The sequence below is a fragment of the Aestuariibacter sp. GS-14 genome (genome assembly GCF_006494365.1).
Taxonomy (GTDB): Bacteria; Pseudomonadota; Gammaproteobacteria; order Enterobacterales; family Alteromonadaceae; genus Alteromonas; species Alteromonas mangrovi.
The window spans coordinates 25,755-43,429 of record NZ_VHIP01000016.1 but is presented as its reverse complement, the minus strand read 5'-3'; the positions used below and the strand labels follow the sequence as shown (position 1 = coordinate 43,429).

17 protein-coding genes are annotated in these 17,675 nt (G+C 48.4%); 10 read left to right on the top strand and 7 right to left on the bottom strand.

Going from position 1 to position 17,675, the window contains the following annotated elements:
• Window positions 1–24: 24 nt before the first annotated feature.
• Window positions 25–732: a dihydromonapterin reductase gene (gene folM / locus FJ444_RS18640; protein ID WP_140960945.1), complete on the bottom strand. Its 708-nt coding sequence runs from the start codon at window positions 730–732 to the stop codon at window positions 25–27.
• Window positions 733–875: 143 nt separating this feature from the next.
• Between folM and folE the strand changes: the two genes are divergently transcribed.
• Window positions 876–1,559, top strand: coding sequence for a GTP cyclohydrolase I FolE (folE, locus tag FJ444_RS18635; protein WP_140960943.1), 684 nt, complete (start codon window positions 876–878; stop codon window positions 1,557–1,559).
• A gap of 71 nt (window positions 1,560–1,630) precedes the next feature.
• Here the strand turns inward: folE and FJ444_RS18630 are convergent, their stop codons facing one another.
• Together FJ444_RS18630 and FJ444_RS18625 are read right to left on the bottom strand one after the other, a co-directional pair.
• Window positions 1,631–1,825: a hypothetical protein gene (locus FJ444_RS18630; RefSeq protein ID WP_140960940.1), complete on the bottom strand. Its 195-nt coding sequence runs from the start codon at window positions 1,823–1,825 to the stop codon at window positions 1,631–1,633.
• Between the two features lie 602 nt (window positions 1,826–2,427).
• On the bottom strand, window positions 2,428–4,380 hold the full coding sequence (locus FJ444_RS18625) for an alpha-amylase family glycosyl hydrolase (protein ID WP_140960938.1): 1,953 nt from the start codon (window positions 4,378–4,380) through the stop codon (window positions 2,428–2,430).
• 373 nt (window positions 4,381–4,753) lie between these two features.
• On the opposite strand from FJ444_RS18625, the gene FJ444_RS18620 reads away from it, so the two are divergent.
• Both FJ444_RS18620 and FJ444_RS18615 read left to right on the top strand, forming a co-directional pair.
• Complete coding sequence (locus FJ444_RS18620) at window positions 4,754–5,974, top strand: MFS transporter (RefSeq protein WP_140961098.1); 1,221 nt, start codon at window positions 4,754–4,756, stop codon at window positions 5,972–5,974.
• Window positions 5,961–6,842 (top strand): ROK family protein, encoded by an 882-nt coding sequence (locus FJ444_RS18615; RefSeq protein WP_140960935.1) that lies wholly within the window; start codon window positions 5,961–5,963, stop codon window positions 6,840–6,842. Before FJ444_RS18620 ends, FJ444_RS18615 begins: the two co-directional genes overlap by 14 nt.
• On the opposite strand, the gene FJ444_RS18610 is transcribed toward FJ444_RS18615, so the two are convergent.
• Both FJ444_RS18610 and FJ444_RS18605 read right to left on the bottom strand, forming a co-directional pair.
• Entirely contained in the window at window positions 6,839–7,228 is a 390-nt protein-coding gene (locus FJ444_RS18610) for a VOC family protein (protein ID WP_140961096.1), read from the bottom strand. The genes FJ444_RS18615 and FJ444_RS18610 overlap by 4 nt on opposite strands.
• Before the next feature lie 46 nt (window positions 7,229–7,274).
• Window positions 7,275–8,216: an aldo/keto reductase family oxidoreductase gene (locus FJ444_RS18605; protein WP_140961094.1), complete on the bottom strand. Its 942-nt coding sequence runs from the start codon at window positions 8,214–8,216 to the stop codon at window positions 7,275–7,277.
• A gap of 150 nt (window positions 8,217–8,366) precedes the next feature.
• On the opposite strand from FJ444_RS18605, the gene FJ444_RS18600 reads away from it, so the two are divergent.
• The 7 genes from FJ444_RS18600 to FJ444_RS18570 all read left to right on the top strand — a co-directional run bounded on the left by FJ444_RS18600 (window position 8,367) and on the right by FJ444_RS18570 (window position 15,715).
• A complete protein-coding gene (locus FJ444_RS18600) occupies window positions 8,367–8,882 on the top strand; it encodes a lipocalin family protein (protein ID WP_140960933.1) in 516 nt (171 codons plus the stop codon).
• 121 nt (window positions 8,883–9,003) lie between these two features.
• Window positions 9,004–9,567 (top strand): alkylphosphonate utilization protein, encoded by a 564-nt coding sequence (locus FJ444_RS18595; protein ID WP_140960930.1) that lies wholly within the window; start codon window positions 9,004–9,006, stop codon window positions 9,565–9,567.
• Window positions 9,568–9,748: 181 nt separating this feature from the next.
• A complete protein-coding gene (gene fdhD, locus FJ444_RS18590; protein ID WP_140960928.1) occupies window positions 9,749–10,534 on the top strand; it encodes a formate dehydrogenase accessory sulfurtransferase FdhD in 786 nt (261 codons plus the stop codon).
• Window positions 10,524–12,785 (top strand): FdhF/YdeP family oxidoreductase, encoded by a 2,262-nt coding sequence (locus FJ444_RS18585; protein ID WP_140960925.1) that lies wholly within the window; start codon window positions 10,524–10,526, stop codon window positions 12,783–12,785. Before fdhD ends, FJ444_RS18585 begins: the two co-directional genes overlap by 11 nt.
• Before the next feature lie 88 nt (window positions 12,786–12,873).
• Entirely contained in the window at window positions 12,874–13,905 is a 1,032-nt protein-coding gene (pyrC, locus tag FJ444_RS18580) for a dihydroorotase (protein ID WP_140960922.1), read from the top strand.
• Between the two features lie 6 nt (window positions 13,906–13,911).
• Window positions 13,912–15,285 (top strand): ATP-dependent RNA helicase DbpA, encoded by a 1,374-nt coding sequence (gene dbpA / locus FJ444_RS18575; protein ID WP_140960920.1) that lies wholly within the window; start codon window positions 13,912–13,914, stop codon window positions 15,283–15,285.
• 16 nt (window positions 15,286–15,301) lie between these two features.
• Window positions 15,302–15,715 (top strand): ACT domain-containing protein, encoded by a 414-nt coding sequence (locus FJ444_RS18570; RefSeq protein ID WP_140960917.1) that lies wholly within the window; start codon window positions 15,302–15,304, stop codon window positions 15,713–15,715.
• On the opposite strand, the gene FJ444_RS18565 is transcribed toward FJ444_RS18570, so the two are convergent.
• Both FJ444_RS18565 and FJ444_RS18560 read right to left on the bottom strand, forming a co-directional pair.
• A complete protein-coding gene (locus FJ444_RS18565) occupies window positions 15,716–16,435 on the bottom strand; it encodes a transporter substrate-binding domain-containing protein (RefSeq protein WP_140960915.1) in 720 nt (239 codons plus the stop codon).
• A gap of 90 nt (window positions 16,436–16,525) precedes the next feature.
• The gene (locus FJ444_RS18560; RefSeq protein ID WP_181405229.1) at window positions 16,526–17,500 is read right to left on the bottom strand and encodes a S9 family peptidase; all 975 of its coding nucleotides are present in this window, start codon (window positions 17,498–17,500) and stop codon (window positions 16,526–16,528) included.
• Window positions 17,501–17,675: the final 175 nt, after the last annotated feature.

The following is a 17,675-nucleotide window of genomic DNA, read 5'->3' as shown; positions in this document are numbered from 1 at the left end:
ACCCAGTCTCGGAGTCGCGACCAGTTATTTCAGGTTTCGCCCGCCGTTTAAATGCAGGGTTTGTCCGGTAACAAATTCAGAATCCAGCAGATAATTCACCGCTTTAACTGCTTCCTGCGCGCCGGGTACTGAGCCGAGCAAATTCTTGGTGAGGGCTTCAGCCCGATAGGCATCACTGTCATTGTCGTTAAACATCAGTAGTGATGGCGCAATACTGTTTACTTTCACACGTGGCGCAAATACGCGGGCAAACGAAAGCGTTAGGTTGTGTAGCGCCGCTTTGCTCGCAGCATAAGCAATGTGATTCTGACTACCCGTTTCCTGCACATAATCGGTCATGTGAATAATGTCGGTGAGCCCGCTGTGTTGTGTCAGCAGGTGGTGTAACGCCAAATTCAGCTGATAGGGTGCACTGGTGTGAACCATCATCATGTCGTGCATTAGCTCTCCTGAGTCGTGCTCGGGTGATTCAGGTGCCCAGTCAGATGCATTGTGAATTATGCCTCTCAAGCCGGTACAAATGCGTTTTATTTCGTCAATTGCTCGCGAAATGCCTGCCTGAGTGCTAAAATCCGCCTCCAACACGGTTGCACCAGCTTGCTTTAGCTGGTCTACGGCAGGCTTATGCCGACGGTAGGTAATGATCACCGGTTGGTCCCTGGAGAGTAAATCCTGCGCAATGGCAAGGCCAAGGCGCTGACTGCCTCCGGTAATAAGAATAGGTAAAGACAAAAATACCTCCGATTATTTTTGGTACTGAATACGACTTTACCGTGTTTGCAGATCGTTTTAATGACATTTTTTTCAGTCATTGTAATCCCGATTAGCGGTCCGAGTCGTATAAGGTGTGTAAGTCGTCATTACGGAATGGGTGAATGTTAGCAAAAGAAGCGGTAATTGTACGCGACGCTGTGAAGCTGGGAATGTCTAAAGAGGCATTGATGGTCCATGAGGCATTGGTTGCCAAAGGGCTTGAGACTCCAATGGTTGAAACAGGGTTGAGCGACGAAGCCAAAAGACAGCGCATTGAAGGTGCGATGCGGGATATTATGCAAACCCTGGGGTTGGACTTGTCTGACGACAGTTTGGCAGATACGCCTTTGCGTATTGCAAAAATGTATGTCGATGAAATTTTTTCGGGATTGGATTACCGCAAGTTTCCCAAAATCACACAGATCGAAAACAAAATGCAGTTGGGTCAGCCGGTTCAGGTATCAGGTATTAGTCTTACCAGCACCTGCGAACATCATTTTGTGACAATTGATGGCACTGCATCTGTTGCTTATATTCCAAAAAATACTGTTATTGGCTTGTCAAAAATCAATCGCCTTGTTGGCTTCTTTGCGCAGCGCCCGCAGGTACAGGAACGTCTTACCCAACAGGTATTGGTAGCATTGCAAACCTTAACTGGCACCGACGATGTGGCTGTGTCGATAAATGCTACGCACTACTGCGTGAAGGCTCGGGGCATAAGAGACAGCTTGTCGTATACCAAAACATCGGCGCTGGGCGGAAAGTTCCTTGCTGATGCCGAATTAAGAAGAGAGTTTTTTTCTTAACAGGCAATAAATTGAATAAATAACGAAGGCCAGCATTGATGCTGGCCTTTCGTTTTTTAAGATTTAAAAAATCAGGCTTCCGACACAATCAGATTAATTTGGTCGTTAACGCCATTGGCGGGAATAATTTCCAGCATCTGATGACACTGCTGGCAGGGCTCCCGTTGTTCCTTGTACATATCTTTTACTGTGTCGAGTGAAATGGCGTTGACGTGACCACATAAGGGACACCTGAACTCCAGTAATGTATTACTATAAATTCCCATGTGCTCTATTCCTTTCTTTGCCTCAGCAGATAAAATCCTTGTACAGCCCACCTGGTTTACAACTGCGCTGATCTGCTGTTAATGATGCCTGGGGATATTCCATGCAGGCACAGCTCCCCATAAAGTAAGTGAACCGACTTACGCGTATCTCTCACCGTGCTGAAAATTATTAACTCCAACCGGTTTTTCTGTTAATACCAATTCACATAGAAGTTTGCCCTCTCAGAGTGAGTCAAAACGACTTAGATCACGACGCGCACTCTGAGGCATAGTCACTCTATGTCCAGAGGGCGCAACACAGATATAAGTCGTTTTGGCCACTCCCTTTGGGCAACACTGGCAGACTTTTTAGCGTTGTTACGCTTGCTTGATTTGGAACCACCAAACCTGTGCAACCAAGCCTAGCTAAAAAGTCTGCCAGTGCTGCTGAGTGAGCACACTTCTATGTGAATTGGTATTAGTATAGCAGTCGCTGAAAAAAGCGAGGGAATATTGGTTATTTGTCAGACAAATTTTACGAGGGAAGCACAAATGAGCAAACGCTAGGGGATTGCATTTGAAATGCAATCCACCTAGCGCGGTGTTAACCGAGCGTGCAGTAGTTACTTGGTTGCTAACCAACGCTGTTGGTAAGGGGCCAGCACAATGGGCAACTCGCTGGTAAACTGTTGTGCTGATAGCAGGTCTTTGGTGTGTTCGCCATTGAACACGCTAAGCACACTGGCGTTGACTGATTGAGCGTGTTCACTGAAGTTACACAGTACCAACAGTTTGTCGCCATTATCTGCTTCACGACAGAAGGCAAAACAATGCTGGTTATCCGTTTGCAAAATGCGCGTAGGCGCAGCACCTAACACGGGCAACTGCTTGCGCAATTGGATGAGTTGCTGTAAACCTGCAAAGATGCGTTTCTGCACTCTGCGCTGCATACTGTCTTGTGCCGCGATGGGCGCATCAACACCGTCTAAATCGTCTGGTGTGACTGCTATGCGATGCACCCAGCGGTCATCATGAGCCTTGGCTGGGTCCTGGCGATAGTGATAGTCATTTAACAGGCCCAATTCATCACCTGAATAGAGCAGAGGAATACCACCAATACTCATGATTACGCCATGTACCAGCATAATGCGTTGGATAGCGGTATTAATAGCGTCTTCATCGTTGTTCGTCAGTGCGCCTTCCAAACCGCAAAGCGAGGCAAGTGAACCACAAACCCGACAATCACCGTTAGACGGGTTTTCAGCGAAGGGCACGCCGTTAGCATATGAGCCGTTAAACCGCCCGGTAAAAAACTGGTTCAGGAAAAAGCGGTGATCATAAGGATTGATGCCTAATTGGTGCGCAATGGCATCGTCAAAGGTCCAGCCAATGTCGTCGTGGCAGCGCACATAGTTAACCCAGGTACAGTCTTGCGGAATGCTGAAGCTTTTTTGCATCGACGCAGTAAGCAAACGGGTTTTGCGGGTTGCCAGTGAGTTCCAGATGAGTGCCATTAACAACGGGTTGTACGATAACTGACATTCATTTTTGTGAACGTACTTCACCACTTCATCCGGGTGAACAATCGCTTCAGACTTAAATACAACCGCAGGAGCGGCGATTTGCAAACAGCAGTTGAATGCCTGAATGAGCGTATGAGCATTTTGCTGATTCTCACAGTTGGTGCCCATTTCTTTCCATATAAAAGCCAGCGCATCCAAACGTAACGCGGCACTGCCAATGTTGGCTAAAAACAGCATTTCGTCGGTAATGGCATTAAACACAGCCGGGTTCGAATAATTTAAGTCCCACTGGAAGCTGTTAAACGTAGTCCACACCCATTTTTGCATGGTGTCGTTCCACGTAAAACTGCCGCGGCGCACCTGAGGGAAGATCTCGCGCAACGTCTGTTCGTACTGATCCGGCACAGTGCGGTCGTCAAATAAGTAGTAATAATCCTGATACGTTTTATCACCCGCCAGTGCAGCTTCTGCCCAGCGGTGTTCATCTGACGTATGGTTGAATACAAAATCCAGTACCAGATTAATACCCGCTTCCCGTAATGCTTTGGATAACGATTCAAGATCCTTCATGTCACCCAGAACAGGATTCACCTTGCGATAATCTGACACCGCGTAGCCGCCATCGCTGTCTCCCTTTGGGGCGTCGTAAAGTGGCATCAGGTGCAGGTAGGTTAAACCGAGTTTCTGGAAATAGGGGATCTTCTTTTCCAGCTCGCGTAAGGATGGTCCCAGCAAGTCAACATAGCACGCCATACCAATTTGATTTTCGCCTTTGTACCAGGCTTGCTGCTCATCGATTCGTTGTTTGTCGAGACGCTTTAAATCGGCCGAACGCTGCTTCAGCCCTTTTGCCAGGGTGAGTACTAACTGTTCCAGATGGTAATAACAATCGTATTGATGGCCATACACATTCACATAGCGCGCAAATAGTTCATCAAAGTGGAGTGCCAGTCGCTCGTTGAATAACTTTTTGTCTCGTTGTGACAAAAAGGAAAGATCGAGTCCAGCCAAAATACGTTGCAGGCATTGTTCACTCGAAGCGGCGTAATTCATTGCGATCTCCACAAAGCGTCGGTCTATATTGGAATAGCTGTAAGTAGTTTTACAAAAGTTTCACAAACTGGTTTACAGCATTTATCAGTTTTGCTACGTTTAATCTTAAACGATTAAGATGTTTTTTCAAGAAATTTACATGGAATTATTCTTGTTTGTTCAGTGTTTGATTGGGATGGGACTGAATTTAAACATAATTTCTTAAAAAAAGTTAATTGATTAAGTCAGTGTGTAATGTTGCTGATTTGTAAATGGTAATAATGGGTTAAACTTTGGTATATGCAGCCGTAAACCGCTCGTACCTGACAAAGAGATAAATAGTATGACTGAACCAAGCACCAGCAGCCGCTACATTCGTTGGTTGACCTATATGATGTTTATGATGTTTGCGATGACATCAGATTCTGTTGGCGAAATTATAAAAGAGGTAAAGGTAGCGTTTTCGGTAACTAATGCGCAGGCCAGTTTAATGCACTCATTACCCATGTTGGGTATTGCTTTGTCGGGGCTGTTTCTGGGATTTCTTGCCGACCGTTTTGGCCGCAAAAACACCATTATTCTTGGCTTGGCTGTGTTTGGTGTGGCCTGTTACAGCTTTATGGCAGCTAACGATTTTGTACTCATTGTGAGCCTGATGACGTTGTCGGGTATTGCGGTTGGGATATTTAAAACCGGTGCGCTGGCACTGATTGGTGATATTTCATCGTCTACCAAACAGCACACCGCTACCATGAATGGCGCGGAAGCTTTCTTTGGGGTAGGGGCGATTATTGGCCCGTTGATTGTTGCGTATCTTATTCACTCAGGCGTTGCCTGGCAGTGGTTGTACGTGATTGCAGGTGGTGTATGTACGCTGCTTATTACCATTGCCTTGTTTGTAAAATACCCGTCTTACCAGCACACGCATGCCGCTGAAGCTGAAAAAGTATCCTTGCTTCAGAGCCTGAAACTAATTAAAAACCCGTATGCCCTGGGTTTCTCGATTGGTGCATTTTTATACGTTGCGGCAGAAAGTGCAATTTACGTATGGATGCCGAGCTATCTGGTATGTGACGTAACCAGCCTTAAAGCTACCTACGAGTGTTATTCGGCAGGCAGTGCGCAAACGTTGGCTATTTATTCGGTTACCGCCTTTTTCGTACTCAGAGCACTTGGCCGCTTTGTAGGTATTTGGATGATGAGCCATTTTAACTGGGCACTGGTACTTACGCTATTCAGTGGTGCAATAGTAGTGTGCTTTGCTGGTGGCCTAATGGGGGGCAAACAGGTTGCGCTGTACTTATTCCCGTTAACCGGTATTTTTATGTCAGTGATTTACCCTACGTTTAACTCTAAAGGGATCAGCTGTTTTCCCAAACATCAACATGGCAGTGTAGCTGGCGTAATTTTGTTTTTCACCGCAGCGGGCGCAGCGGCAGGCCCATTCATCATGGGGCTGGTGAGTGATGCCAATGGCGGCGATGCAAAGTACGGTTTTATGGTAGCCACAGTATTCGCAACTATTCTATTTGCAGGACTGCTACTTAATTATATTTTTAACCCAACACAACAACGATTAGCAGAGATTGAGGCAAGCGAATATGGCGTTAACTGATCCGTACTATGCAGTGATTGAAGCGGGTGGCACTAAGTTTAATTGTGCCATTGTTACGCCAGATCGCGACATTGTGGCCGAAGTTCGTATACCTACTACCACGCCGGAGGAAACACTGTCTGCCACAGTGGACTTTTTCAACACGCAGCGCGAGGCGGGTTACACATTCAATAAATTAGGCATTGCCAGTTTCGGGCCGTTAGATTTAAACAAAGCGTCGGCTACGTATGGTTTTATAACCAAAACCCCCAAACCAAACTGGAGCAATACGGATTTGGCAAACGCATTGGGTAGCGCACTGGATTGCGAGGTTGTTATTGATACCGATGTGAATGGCGCCGCATTAGGAGAGTATCGCTGGGGCGCAGCCCAGGGCGCAGGTGTTGCCGTGTATGTTACGGTGGGTACCGGTGTGGGTGGCGGCATTGTGGTGAACGGCAAGCCCCTGCATGGTTTGGTTCACCCTGAAGTTGGCCATATGCTGGTGGAGCCGCCTGCCGGGATTACTGGCACCTGTCCTTTTCATGCTAACTGTGTGGAAGGATTGGCATCGGGTACTGCACTTGGCAAGATTTGGTCTCAACCATCACATACTTTCGACGATGACCACCCGGCATGGGATGGGCTTGTGGAAGTGTTAGGGAAGATGTGTCACAACCTGATGGTATTGCTAAGTGCCGAGAAAATTATTTTAGGCGGTGGCGTAATGCAAAAGCCGGGGATCGTGGATAAGGTTATTGCAACGACCGAACACACGTTAAATGGTTATATTGTGTTCCCAGAAGGCGTGTCGATGCGCGATGTGATTTGCACACCAGGGCTTGGCACACGTTCTGGCATGCTGGGTGCCCTGGCTCTGCTTGATTAACCCGCGCGTTCGTATAGTTCCAGCGGTAAATTATCGGGATCCGAAAAAAACGTAAAGCGCCGACCCGTATAAGGGTCGGTGCGTACCGGTTCACATTCGATACCGTGGCTGTTGAGGTGGGCAATGACCTTATCTATATCGTCCACATTGAAAGCGAGATGTCGCAGCCCCTGGGCTTCAGGGCGAGTTGGCCTTGCTGGTGCGCCGGGAAACGAAAACAATTCGATTTGCGTGCCGTCAGGTAAACCAATGTCGCATTTGTATGAATCACGCTCAGCCCGGTAGTTTTCATCTACCACAGAAAATCCCAGTATTTCTGTGTAAAAATGCTTGGATTGCTGGTAATCGTTACAAATGATCGCGACGTGATGAATACCGTTTAACATCTGTTCTACCTTCATTCGTTCAACTGCTTAATGTCAGTATAGCGCATCAGGGCACTTCCTGGCCGCGCGCAGATTCCAGTAATGCGTACCAGTGCTCTCTGGATAGTTGTGTATGCATAGCCTGGGCGCAGGCTGCGATTCGCGCAGGATTAGTGGTACCGATCACCGGTTGAATGTTAGCCGGATGGCGCATTAACCATCCAAGCACGATGGCTTCAGGGCTCACGCCATATTCTGCTGCCAGCTTACTTACCAGTGCCGATGTGGAACAATCTGCCGGGCCTCGACCTGAATATTTACCCTGAGCTAACGGTGCCCATGCCTGCAATTGCACGTTTTTGCGCTGGCAATATTCCAGCGTACCAGCGGTATATCCTGAGTGTCGATTCAGTGCGCTGTTAGCCATCATGCCGTCTTCAACCCAATCCCTGTAAGCCAGGCTCATTTCCAGCTGGTTCGCAATAATGGGAAACGACACTACCTCCTGTAAGGCTTCAATTTGATACCAGTGCATGTTCGATACGCCCAAATAGCGGAACTTGCCCTGGGCGTGCAAGTTGGAAAGGCATTCGCCCAAGGCCGGTAAATCGGCCAGCGGATCCGGACGATGCAGCAGCAATACATCAATGCTTTCCATATTCAGGCGTTGTAAAATACCATCGACTGACTGAGCAATGTAAGCTGGCGAAAAGTCATAGCGTTTGGGGCCGGTTGCATCTTCAAAGCGGATACCGCACTTGGATTGGATGATCATGTTTTCACGCCAACTTGGGTTAGCTTTTAATACATCGGCAAATACCCTTTCTGCCTTGCCAAGGGTATAAATGTCAGCGTGATCAAATACTGTTATACCAGCCTCTAATGCAGCTTCTACCGCGATGGTGGCTTGTTTTACGTGTTCTGCGGTATAAGCGTCGGCTGCCCATTCGCCACCCAGACCCATACACCCGAATACCACGGAGGAAGCATGTTCAAAATAGTGTTTCATCATTGTATTTTTCTTCTTTTATGCAATGCAGTTACTGTAAGTGATACCAGTTTATCTGGCGAATGAATACGTATGCTAACAGGTAAGGCAAGTGATACAAATTAAAGTAAATTTCGTAATACCTGTAATTATAAAAACATAGGGTAAAACATGAAACGCATAGCAGCACTTTTATTGTTGATTGGCCTAGCTGGCTGTACCAGTGTGCCGGAGGGGGTAACACCGGTAACCGGCTTTGAAGCTGACAGGTATTTAGGTACCTGGTACGAAATAGCGCGCTTTGATCATAGTTTTGAACAAGGGCTAAGCCGGGTGTCTGCTACTTACAGCAAGCGCGATGATGGGGGCATCAAGGTACTGAATAAGGGATACGACGCCGCTAGCGGAGAATGGGATGAAGCTGAAGGTAAAGCCTATTTTGTAGGCGAGGAAACAACAGGCCATTTGAAGGTGTCGTTTTTCGGCCCGTTTTACGCCAGCTACGTTATAGCTGAACTCGACAAAGACAATTACCAGTATTCGCTGGTAACCGGGCCGGACCGTTCGTATTTGTGGATATTGGCCAGACAACCCGAACTCTCCGACGAAGTGCGCTCCTATCTGATAGAAAAAGCAACGTCATTGGGCTATGCCACTGATTCATTTATTTGGGTTGAACACCAATAGGCATCCTGATGTTGTGCATAACAGCATAGTCAAAGGTAAATGCCATGATAGCTTATGGTAAACCAGTAAGGCGTGCTATACTCGCGCCTTTCTTGAAATGAATCTATCCGGGGCAGTAACCATGGCAAATCAACAAGCGGTATTTACCCGCGCTAACAATGTATGTGAATTATGTGGGAGTGATCAGGGCCTTGCCTTATACATGGTGCCCGAATCACCAAACGATTCCGACAACTGTGCAATTGCCACCTGCGCTACGTGCACCAGTCAGTTAAACGGTGAAACCGATACCGATGTAAATCACTGGCGTTGTTTGAATGAAGCGGTATGGTCGCCATTGCCTGCTGCGCAAGTGGTAGCCTGGCGTAAGCTTAAACAGCTGGAAAGCGAAACCTGGGTACAGGACTTACTGGAAATGGTCTACCTGGACGAAGACACCCAGGCCTGGGCCAAAGCTGGCTTGCCAGAAGATCGCGAGCCAACATTAGACAGCAACGGTGAAGCCCTTCAGGCCGGTGATAACGTTCACTTGATTAAAGATTTGAACGTAAAAGGCGCAAACTTTACTGCCAAGCGTGGTACGCCAGTGCGCAACATCCGCCTCACGCAAAATCCGCTTCATATTGAAGGCAAAATCAACGGTCAAACTATTGTGATCATTGCTGCCTATACTAAGAAAGGCTAGTTGAGCGACAAACGCGTTGTCCGGTGATTATTCAGTATCCGGACAACGCTTTTTTCAACGAGTGTTCTTCATCATATACAAATCTACCGCTAAAAACCGCATAGTTAAGGCATCACACCAGCGTAGTGAAATAACCTGTGGTAATCTTGAAACATGTCATGTTTAGCTTAGTGATTCCTCCATGCCTGTAATGGGTAACAAGGTAAATCTGTCTGCACAGCATCCCCCTCGTCATTACGACGACCTGGCTGAAGAAGTGCCGCTTGCTATTGTAATAAACGGCATGGTGCTGTCTGTCATGATGGTCTCGCCGTTTGATTTTGACGACTTTATTACCGGTCACTTTCTTACCGAAGGGATTGTAAAGTCGGTAGTAGAAATCAAAGATATTCAGATCGAACCCATGCCTCCGGGATTTGAAGCCCGGGTAACCGTTACCGGTCGTCGCGAGCGGGAAATAAAGCAGCGACGTTATAGTTTGGTGAGCGCTGGGTGTGGTCTTTGCAATAAAACCGCTATGGATCAGGCGTTCCCGCCGAATGAAGCGCAGACCGATAAACGGCCATTGGCGGAATGTGATGTCAGTCAGTTACGTTCATTGTTTGAAGCAAACCAAACATACAATCAAAAAGCCGGCGCCATGCATGCCGCCATGTTTGTGTGTGCGGCATCGAATACCGTACTGTGCAGTGAAGACATTGGTCGCCACAACGCACTGGATAAAGTGATTGGCAAAGCCTTACGCGCAGGTTTCCATCCTGGAAAGGGCTATTTGGCAGTGACGAGCCGTTGCGGTGTGGAGCTGGTGCAAAAAGCCTCAGTCTGTGGTTTTACCACGCTGTATTGTTTGTCTTCTCCCACCACTATGGCGGTGGATTTAGCGCATCAAACCGGGCTGAATCTGGTGTATGTGCCGCGAAATAACCAACTCATTATGTATGATGCAAAGGAAAATTATGCCGAATAAATCGTCTAAAGCCGGGGGCATGGCGTCCGTTAAATCTACGGTGAATCAGCTGATTAAAAGTAAGCAGGTACGCCGAAACATGCTGAATTTGTATCATGCTAACAAACATGAAGGGTTTGATTGCCCTGGATGTGCCTGGGGCGATGACAAGCGCGGCGCGTTTCGCTTTTGTGAGAATGGCGCTAAGGCTATAGCCTGGGAATCAACCTCTGAAAAAGTGGATGCTCCGTTCTTTGCGCAACACACCGTTAGCGAACTGCGCAAGCAAAGCGATCACTGGCTGGAAAGCCAGGGCAGGCTGGTGGAACCGCTTCGCTACAATTCGCAAACCGACAAGTACGAACCGGTGAGTTGGGAGCAGGCATTCACGCACATTGCTGATGGTATTAATGCCCTGCAATCCCCAAATGAGCTTGAGTTATATACGTCTGGCAGAGCGAGCAACGAAGCGTCATTTTTGTATCAGGTGTTTGGTCGGGCACTGGGGACCAATAACTTTCCTGATTGTTCCAATATGTGTCATGAAGCCAGCGGTATTGCGCTCAAGCGCGCAATCGGTGTGGGCAAAGGCACAGTGACGCTTAAGGACTTTGATGCGGCCGATACTATCTTTGTGTTTGGTCAGAATCCGGGTACCAATCACCCGCGAATGTTAAATGCGCTGCGCAGTGCAGCAAAGCGCGGTGGGACTATTGTGTCGTTCAATAATCTCATCGAGGTTGGGTTACAGCGCTTCGCTAGCCCACAAAAGCCTGCCGAATTATTGGGCTTGCAAGCGGTTGATATCAGTGCACGGTACTACACACCCAAACTCGGCGGTGATTTTGCCGTAGCACGAGGCATGGCCAAGGTTATTATTGAAGAGCTGACTGAACATCTGAATCAGGATTTTATCGGTGAGCACACGCATGGCTTTGACGCTTACATCGAGCAAGTAAAAAGCACGCAGTGGCAGGATATTGAAACGCGCAGTGGGTTAACTCGCGCCGACATCACCGAAGCAGCCAATGTGTTCGTGCGTAGCAAGAAAGCCATTACCTGTTGGGCAATGGGGATCACTCAGCATTTACATTCGGTGGATACCATTCATGAACTTACGTCGTTGCATCTGCTAACAGGTGCAATAGGTTTACCCGGTGCGGGTATGTGCCCGGTTCGAGGCCACAGTAACGTGCAGGGCAACCGAACCATGGGCATTCTGGAAGCGCCAACGCCCGCGTTTAATCAGGCTATGCAGGCAGTATTTAATTTTACGCCACCGGAAAAGCCGGGGCATAGAGTCTACGACGCGATTAAAGCCCTGCATGCCGGGCAAAGTAAAATGCTAATTTGTTTGGGCGGCAATATTGCGGCCGCGTCGGCTGATACCGTTTATACAGAGCAAGCGCTCAGACGAACAACACTGATGGTTAATATCGCCACCAAGCTCAACCGCACGCATCTGGCCGTAGGACAAGACGCCTTGATACTGCCATGCTTAGGACGAACCGAAGCCGACACCACCGGCGGAAAGAACCAGGCAATTACGGTTGAAGACACCTTTAGCATGGTGCATGCGTCCAGTGGCAATACACCGCCAGCCAGTGAATTATTGAAGTCTGAAACAGAAATCATCGCGCGTATTGCACAGTACACATTAAAAGATCGTATTGCGTTGGATTGGGAGTCACTCATTGCTGATTACAGCAACATACGGGAGCTCATTGCCAAAGTGATCCCCGGCTTTGATAATTTTAATGCCCAAATACAGCAGCCAGGAGGTTTTCACTTGTACAACAGCGCGGCAAATTTGCAGTGGAATACAGCGTCCGGGAAGGCCGAATTTAACGCAGTGGCGTTACCTGATGCGTTATTTCCCGATCGCGTTCAGGCCAAAATTGCTCAGCAAGACTCGCCGGTATTCACCCTGCAAACCCTGCGCTCCCACGATCAGTACAACACCACCGTGTATGGCATGAACGACCGCTATCGCGGGGTATTTGGTGAACGCCAACTGGTGTTTATGCATGCCGAAGATATGCGTCTGCTCGGATTAACCGATAACTCGCTGGTGGATATTAGTACCATTTGGGATGACGACACAGAACGTAAAGTGACCCAATTTCGCGCTATGCGTTACGATATTCCGCAAGGTAATGTGGCGTGTTATTACCCGGAAACGAACCCGCTCATTCCGTTTGAAAGTGTCGGGTTGGCATCGGCAACGCCAACATCAAAATCGGTGCCGGTAGTGATAAATCATTCTGCGTAATAAGCGGTCTGAATAAAAAGCAAAAGCGGAGGGTTTCTTGCTATAATGCGCGCGTTTCTTGAATTAACCTGTATTTGAGGCCGGTGCAATGCAATCAATTACCCTTCGTCAGCCAGATGACTGGCATCTTCATTTTCGCGACAACGATATGCTGGCTGAAACTGTGCCAGCCACGGCGCGCTGTTTTGCCCGCGCGATTGTGATGCCCAATCTGGTGCCGCCGGTAACCAATGCTGAACTGGCGATGGCGTACAAAGCGCGTATCGAAGCGGCACGTCCTGCCGGAAGTCAGTTCGAGCCATTGATGACCTTGTATCTGACCAACCAAACCACACCCGCTGACATCACAGCTGCCAAGGCTGCGGGCGTAGTAGCGTGCAAGCTGTACCCGGCTGGCGCAACCACCAACTCAGATGCTGCAGTAAAAGGCATTAATGCGTTGTATCCGGTGTTTGAGCAAATGGAAAAAGACGGCGTGTTGCTGTTGATCCATGGTGAAGTGACCGAGTCGCATGTGGATATTTTCGATCGCGAAAAAGTGTTTATCGACCAGTACATGGCGAAGATTGTAAAAGACTTTCCGGGTTTGAAAGTAGTATTCGAGCATATCACTACTGCCGATGCTGCGGATTTCGTTCTGGGTAACGGTGATAACATTGCCGCTACCATCACGCCTCAACATTTGTTGCTAAACCGCAATGACTTACTGGTAGGCGGCGTGCGTCCGCACAACTACTGCTTACCCGTTTTAAAACGCAATACCCATCAGCAGCGTCTTCGCGAAGTGGTTGCACAAGGCTCCACGAAGTTCTTCCTGGGTACCGATTCAGCACCGCACGCCAAGCACCGCAAAGAAAACGCCTGTGGTTGCGCGGGTTGTTACAGTGCGTGGAGTGCTATTGAGCTGTACGCCGAGGTCTTCGAGCAACTGGGCGCGATGGATAAATTTGAAGCATTCGCCAGCGAGAATGGCCCGGATTTTTACGGTTTACCACGCAATACGGGCACGATTACCCTGGTGAAAGAAAGCTGGCAGGTGCCTGACTTGGTAACGCTGGCGGATGGCACTGAAATGGTCCCGTTTTTTGCGGGTCAAACACTAAACTGGAAACTGGCGTAATTATTTATGAGTGAGTTGTTTTCTGCATTCGGGTTACGCCCAGAGTTGTTACTGGCTATTGAAAAGGCCGGATTTAACGCGCCACGCCCCATACAACAGGCTGCATTGCCAGCTATTGTTCAGGGCAAAGACGTACTGGCTCAGGCGCAGACCGGCTCGGGCAAAACCCTGGCATTTGCTGCTGGTAGCCTGCAAAAATTGGATGTTAGCCTGAATGCGCTGCAAACCCTGGTACTGTGTCCTACCCGCGAATTGGCTGAGCAGGTAGCAGAGCAATACCGTCTGCTGGCCAAGGATTTACCTAACGTGAAGGTATTAACCTTGTGTGGCGGGCTGCCAATGGGGCCGCAAATCAACTCACTTAAACACGGCTGCCACATTATTGTGGGTACGCCAGGGCGCGTGATGGATCACGTGCAAAAGAACCGAGTTTCGCTGGATGAGCTACGCGTTCGGGTATTTGATGAAGCAGACCGCATGCTGGACATGGGTTTTACGGATGATCTGGCCACTATTTTTAGTGGCTTGCGCGCACCGGTACAAACGCTGATGTTCTCGGCTACCTTTACCGATGCTACTACTCAGCTGGCAAAGCAGTATTTAACCTCCCCTGAAACCATTGAAGTTGACTCTGCGGCCCGGGCCAAAGTGTCGCAACTGGTTTACGAAGTGGAAGACAAGCAACGCTTTAATGCACTCAAAGCCTTGTTAACCACGGAGCAACCTAAGAGTGCTATCGTGTTCTGTCGCATGCGCAAAACAACGCAGGAAGTGGCCGATAAACTGGCTGAGGAAGGTTTTGTGGCTGCTGCTATTCAGGGCGACATGGAGCAAAGCGAACGCAATCAGGTGCTTATGCAGTTTGCCAGTGACTGCCTGAACATTCTGGTTGCAACGGATGTTGCTGCACGAGGGCTGGATATTCCAGCGGTAGATTGTGTGGTGAATTACGAAGTAAGCGAAAACCCCGACGCACACATTCACCGAATTGGCCGAACGGGTCGTGCTGAACAACCGGGAATGGCTTATACGCTGATGAGTGAGAATGAAGGCGCGTTGCTGGCCGCTATCGAGATCCATACCGGTGAAGATCTGAAACGCAAAGGCGCTCAAGGCCTGCGCTTTCATGCCAACCGCATTATCGAGCCTGAGTTTAAATGCCTGCGCATTGGCGCCGGTAAAAAAGCCAAGCTTCGCCCAGGTGATATTTTAGGCGCATTAACTCAGGAGGGTGATGTACCCGCCGACGACATTGGTAAAATAAAAGTGCAGGCTAATGAAAGCTTCGTGGCGGTTAAAACCCGCAGTGTAAAGCGCGCATTGGCCTTGTTCCGCGAGGGCAAAATTAAAGGCAAGCGCGTACGGGCTTTTAAGCTTTAAATAACGGGAGCGTATAATGGGTGGCGAAACAGATTTAAACAGCTTGCTCAAAGGCCTGTCACCTGAACTGCTCCCGGAAAATTATGTGTTTGTGACTCTCCCTGGTTTTAGCTCAGAGTTGTTCGACTCACTAAAACCAATAGGCATGTTCCAGGAAGTCGAAGGTACCACACTGATCCTGACTGAGAACGCCGCACTTAATGCGAGATTGGTGTATAACGGCGTATTTCGCTGCATAACCTGTAAGGTGCATTCCAGTCTGGAGGCGGTGGGTATGACTGCGGCAATGAGTGCGGCGTTGACCGCAAAAGGCATAAGTGCAAATGTGGTGGCAGCGTATTATCACGATCACATTTTTGTGCCTGCTGCTTATGCTGAATTGGCAATGGTAACGCTGTTGGCGTTATCCTCTCCAGTGATGGCCAACTAATTACTGGGACTGGATATTGCCAAATAGCGCAACTAAGTCGTTGTAGTGTTTGCATTGGGTATTCAGGTGGGCACCCACATGCGTTTCGAAGTAAACATATTCAGAGCGTTCCATCACCGGCATATTATCAAGTTTATTCAGTGCTTCTGACACACCAACCTCATCGGCAAGAATGTGATCTACCCGACCAAACTTTAGTAATTCCAATCCTTGCGCAACCGACTCTGTCATCACTAATTCAGCACCAGCATCCAGCAGAGGTTGATGAAATGTACCAAGCTTTTTAACCCGGAGCACAGCAACACGTTGCCCTGCTAATGTGTCAAGGTTTGAAATAGTGGGTGCGTTACTGGCGGCCCGATAAAACGCAAGTTCAACGCGCTGCTCAGACAAAGGGAAAAAGCGTACTGTATCGTCCATGCCTTTCGGTGGATAAAAGCTGATGCACCATGGCTCATGGCGCAATATTTCTCCTGCTCGGGCAGGGGGCACAAAGCGGGGGGATATCGTGAATTTATGCCCAATCGTTTTGGCAAGTAGCTGAAAATTAATGCCCCGATCTGCTGCTTCCATCGTAGTAAACGGGGGATATTCAACGGCGAAAACGGCCACTTCCGCTTTTGCCAGTTCAGGTTGATTTGCTATGCCAACCTGTGTAAATAAAATTAGCACAACAGCAAAAATAGCTCGCTTACAGCGCAGACTCGATGTGTTTAACATAATGCCAGCCGGGGTTAGTGCGTAGTAACTCTCTGTTACATCAGTTTACGACAAACCCGATTTTTTGCCACCAACCGCAGTATTGTGTCCTTACAGATATTGGTTTAGCCAGGTTTTGATTTCAGTAAAGGCCTGGATACGGTTGTTCGACAAGCTATGGTTATCGCCATCGTAAAGTATTAATTTATTCTTATGACCTGCTCCATTTAAAGCCTTGGCAAGTAATACGGATTGTTCGGCGCTAACGCGTTCGTCGGCAGTGCCATGAAGCATTAAGATTGGCGCAGGAGGCAATTTATCCAACCAATTGATCACCGAACGCTCCGCAAGCCGCTGGTGTTTTTGGGTGGCGTAATCTGGTATTCGGGCCGCGTATACTTTTTCCATTGCCGGGCGCCAAACTACGGCTTGGGTAAGATCGGCATTGCCGGCTATCGATACTATCGCTTTTAGCTTCGGTAACTGTTTGGCAGAGAGGTAGCTTTGCATCACACCGCGACTCCAACCAACCAGCGCAATGCGCGATGTATCGGCTTGTGGCAGTGTTTTGGCGATGTCAATTAACGCCAGTACATCATTTACGTCCGCACCGCCAAATTCATCATTGCCGTTATTGCTTAAGTGGCGACTGGCACCGCGATACTGGCTACCCAGTACAATATCCCCCTCGCTGGCAAGCTCCGCTGGTAAATCCATCTTTGTGCCGAAGACTATATAACCGAAACCTGCATTGCCACCGCGATTAAATATAACCACAGGAAGCTGCTTTTCTGGCGATTTTGGAGCCAGGTAAAAACCTTCTACATTGAATTGATCTGACTGATAGGTGAAGTCTGTGCAGTCCAATTCTGCTTTGCGCTGGTTAAATTTCTCAGCGGGGAAAGCGCGATGGAAAGCCTCAATATCAAAACCCGGCTTTTTCTTGTTCATTACGGTCTCCCACTTCTCGTAGCTTTCGAAAGGCCCTCGGAAGCAATTTTGGGGCTCGTCCATGGTTGAGTCTGCAAAGGCGTTAGCACCAAGCAGTACTGAAAAACTGATCAGTAAAAGACCGAATCGATTCATCCGAAACATCCTGTTGATAAAAATAAGAAGCCTTACACGCTTATAAACGCTGAGCAAATTTTTGAAGTAAGCAAATGTTATCGCCGTCCTGGTAAAGCCGAGGTGAAAAATCCTCACTGATGCATGTTGATAGTGCATTTTGTGCACTATTGGTGAGCGCGTTGGCGAGCGCATT

What these genes read in the sequence shown, in the direction of transcription:
- fdhD (WP_140960928.1), top strand. Translation starts at nt 9,749, where the DNA reads ATGCCTGTAATGGGTAACAAGGTAAATCTGTCTGCACAGCATCCCCCT.
- FJ444_RS18615 (WP_140960935.1), top strand. Translation starts at nt 5,961, where the DNA reads ATGGCGTTAACTGATCCGTACTATGCAGTGATTGAAGCGGGTGGCACT.
- FJ444_RS18630 (WP_140960940.1), bottom strand. Translation starts at nt 1,825, where the DNA reads ATGGGAATTTATAGTAATACATTACTGGAGTTCAGGTGTCCCTTATGT.
- FJ444_RS18560 (WP_181405229.1), bottom strand. Translation starts at nt 17,500, where the DNA reads ATGAATCGATTCGGTCTTTTACTGATCAGTTTTTCAGTACTGCTTGGT.
- FJ444_RS18565 (WP_140960915.1), bottom strand. Translation starts at nt 16,435, where the DNA reads ATGTTAAACACATCGAGTCTGCGCTGTAAGCGAGCTATTTTTGCTGTT.
- FJ444_RS18585 (WP_140960925.1), top strand. Translation starts at nt 10,524, where the DNA reads ATGCCGAATAAATCGTCTAAAGCCGGGGGCATGGCGTCCGTTAAATCT.
- pyrC (WP_140960922.1), top strand. Translation starts at nt 12,874, where the DNA reads ATGCAATCAATTACCCTTCGTCAGCCAGATGACTGGCATCTTCATTTT.
- FJ444_RS18620 (WP_140961098.1), top strand. Translation starts at nt 4,754, where the DNA reads ATGTTTATGATGTTTGCGATGACATCAGATTCTGTTGGCGAAATTATA.
- folE (WP_140960943.1), top strand. Translation starts at nt 876, where the DNA reads ATGTTAGCAAAAGAAGCGGTAATTGTACGCGACGCTGTGAAGCTGGGA.
- FJ444_RS18605 (WP_140961094.1), bottom strand. Translation starts at nt 8,216, where the DNA reads ATGAAACACTATTTTGAACATGCTTCCTCCGTGGTATTCGGGTGTATG.
- FJ444_RS18610 (WP_140961096.1), bottom strand. Translation starts at nt 7,228, where the DNA reads ATGTTAAACGGTATTCATCACGTCGCGATCATTTGTAACGATTACCAG.
- dbpA (WP_140960920.1), top strand. Translation starts at nt 13,912, where the DNA reads ATGAGTGAGTTGTTTTCTGCATTCGGGTTACGCCCAGAGTTGTTACTG.
- FJ444_RS18625 (WP_140960938.1), bottom strand. Translation starts at nt 4,380, where the DNA reads ATGAATTACGCCGCTTCGAGTGAACAATGCCTGCAACGTATTTTGGCT.
- FJ444_RS18570 (WP_140960917.1), top strand. Translation starts at nt 15,302, where the DNA reads ATGGGTGGCGAAACAGATTTAAACAGCTTGCTCAAAGGCCTGTCACCT.
- FJ444_RS18600 (WP_140960933.1), top strand. Translation starts at nt 8,367, where the DNA reads ATGAAACGCATAGCAGCACTTTTATTGTTGATTGGCCTAGCTGGCTGT.
- FJ444_RS18595 (WP_140960930.1), top strand. Translation starts at nt 9,004, where the DNA reads ATGGCAAATCAACAAGCGGTATTTACCCGCGCTAACAATGTATGTGAA.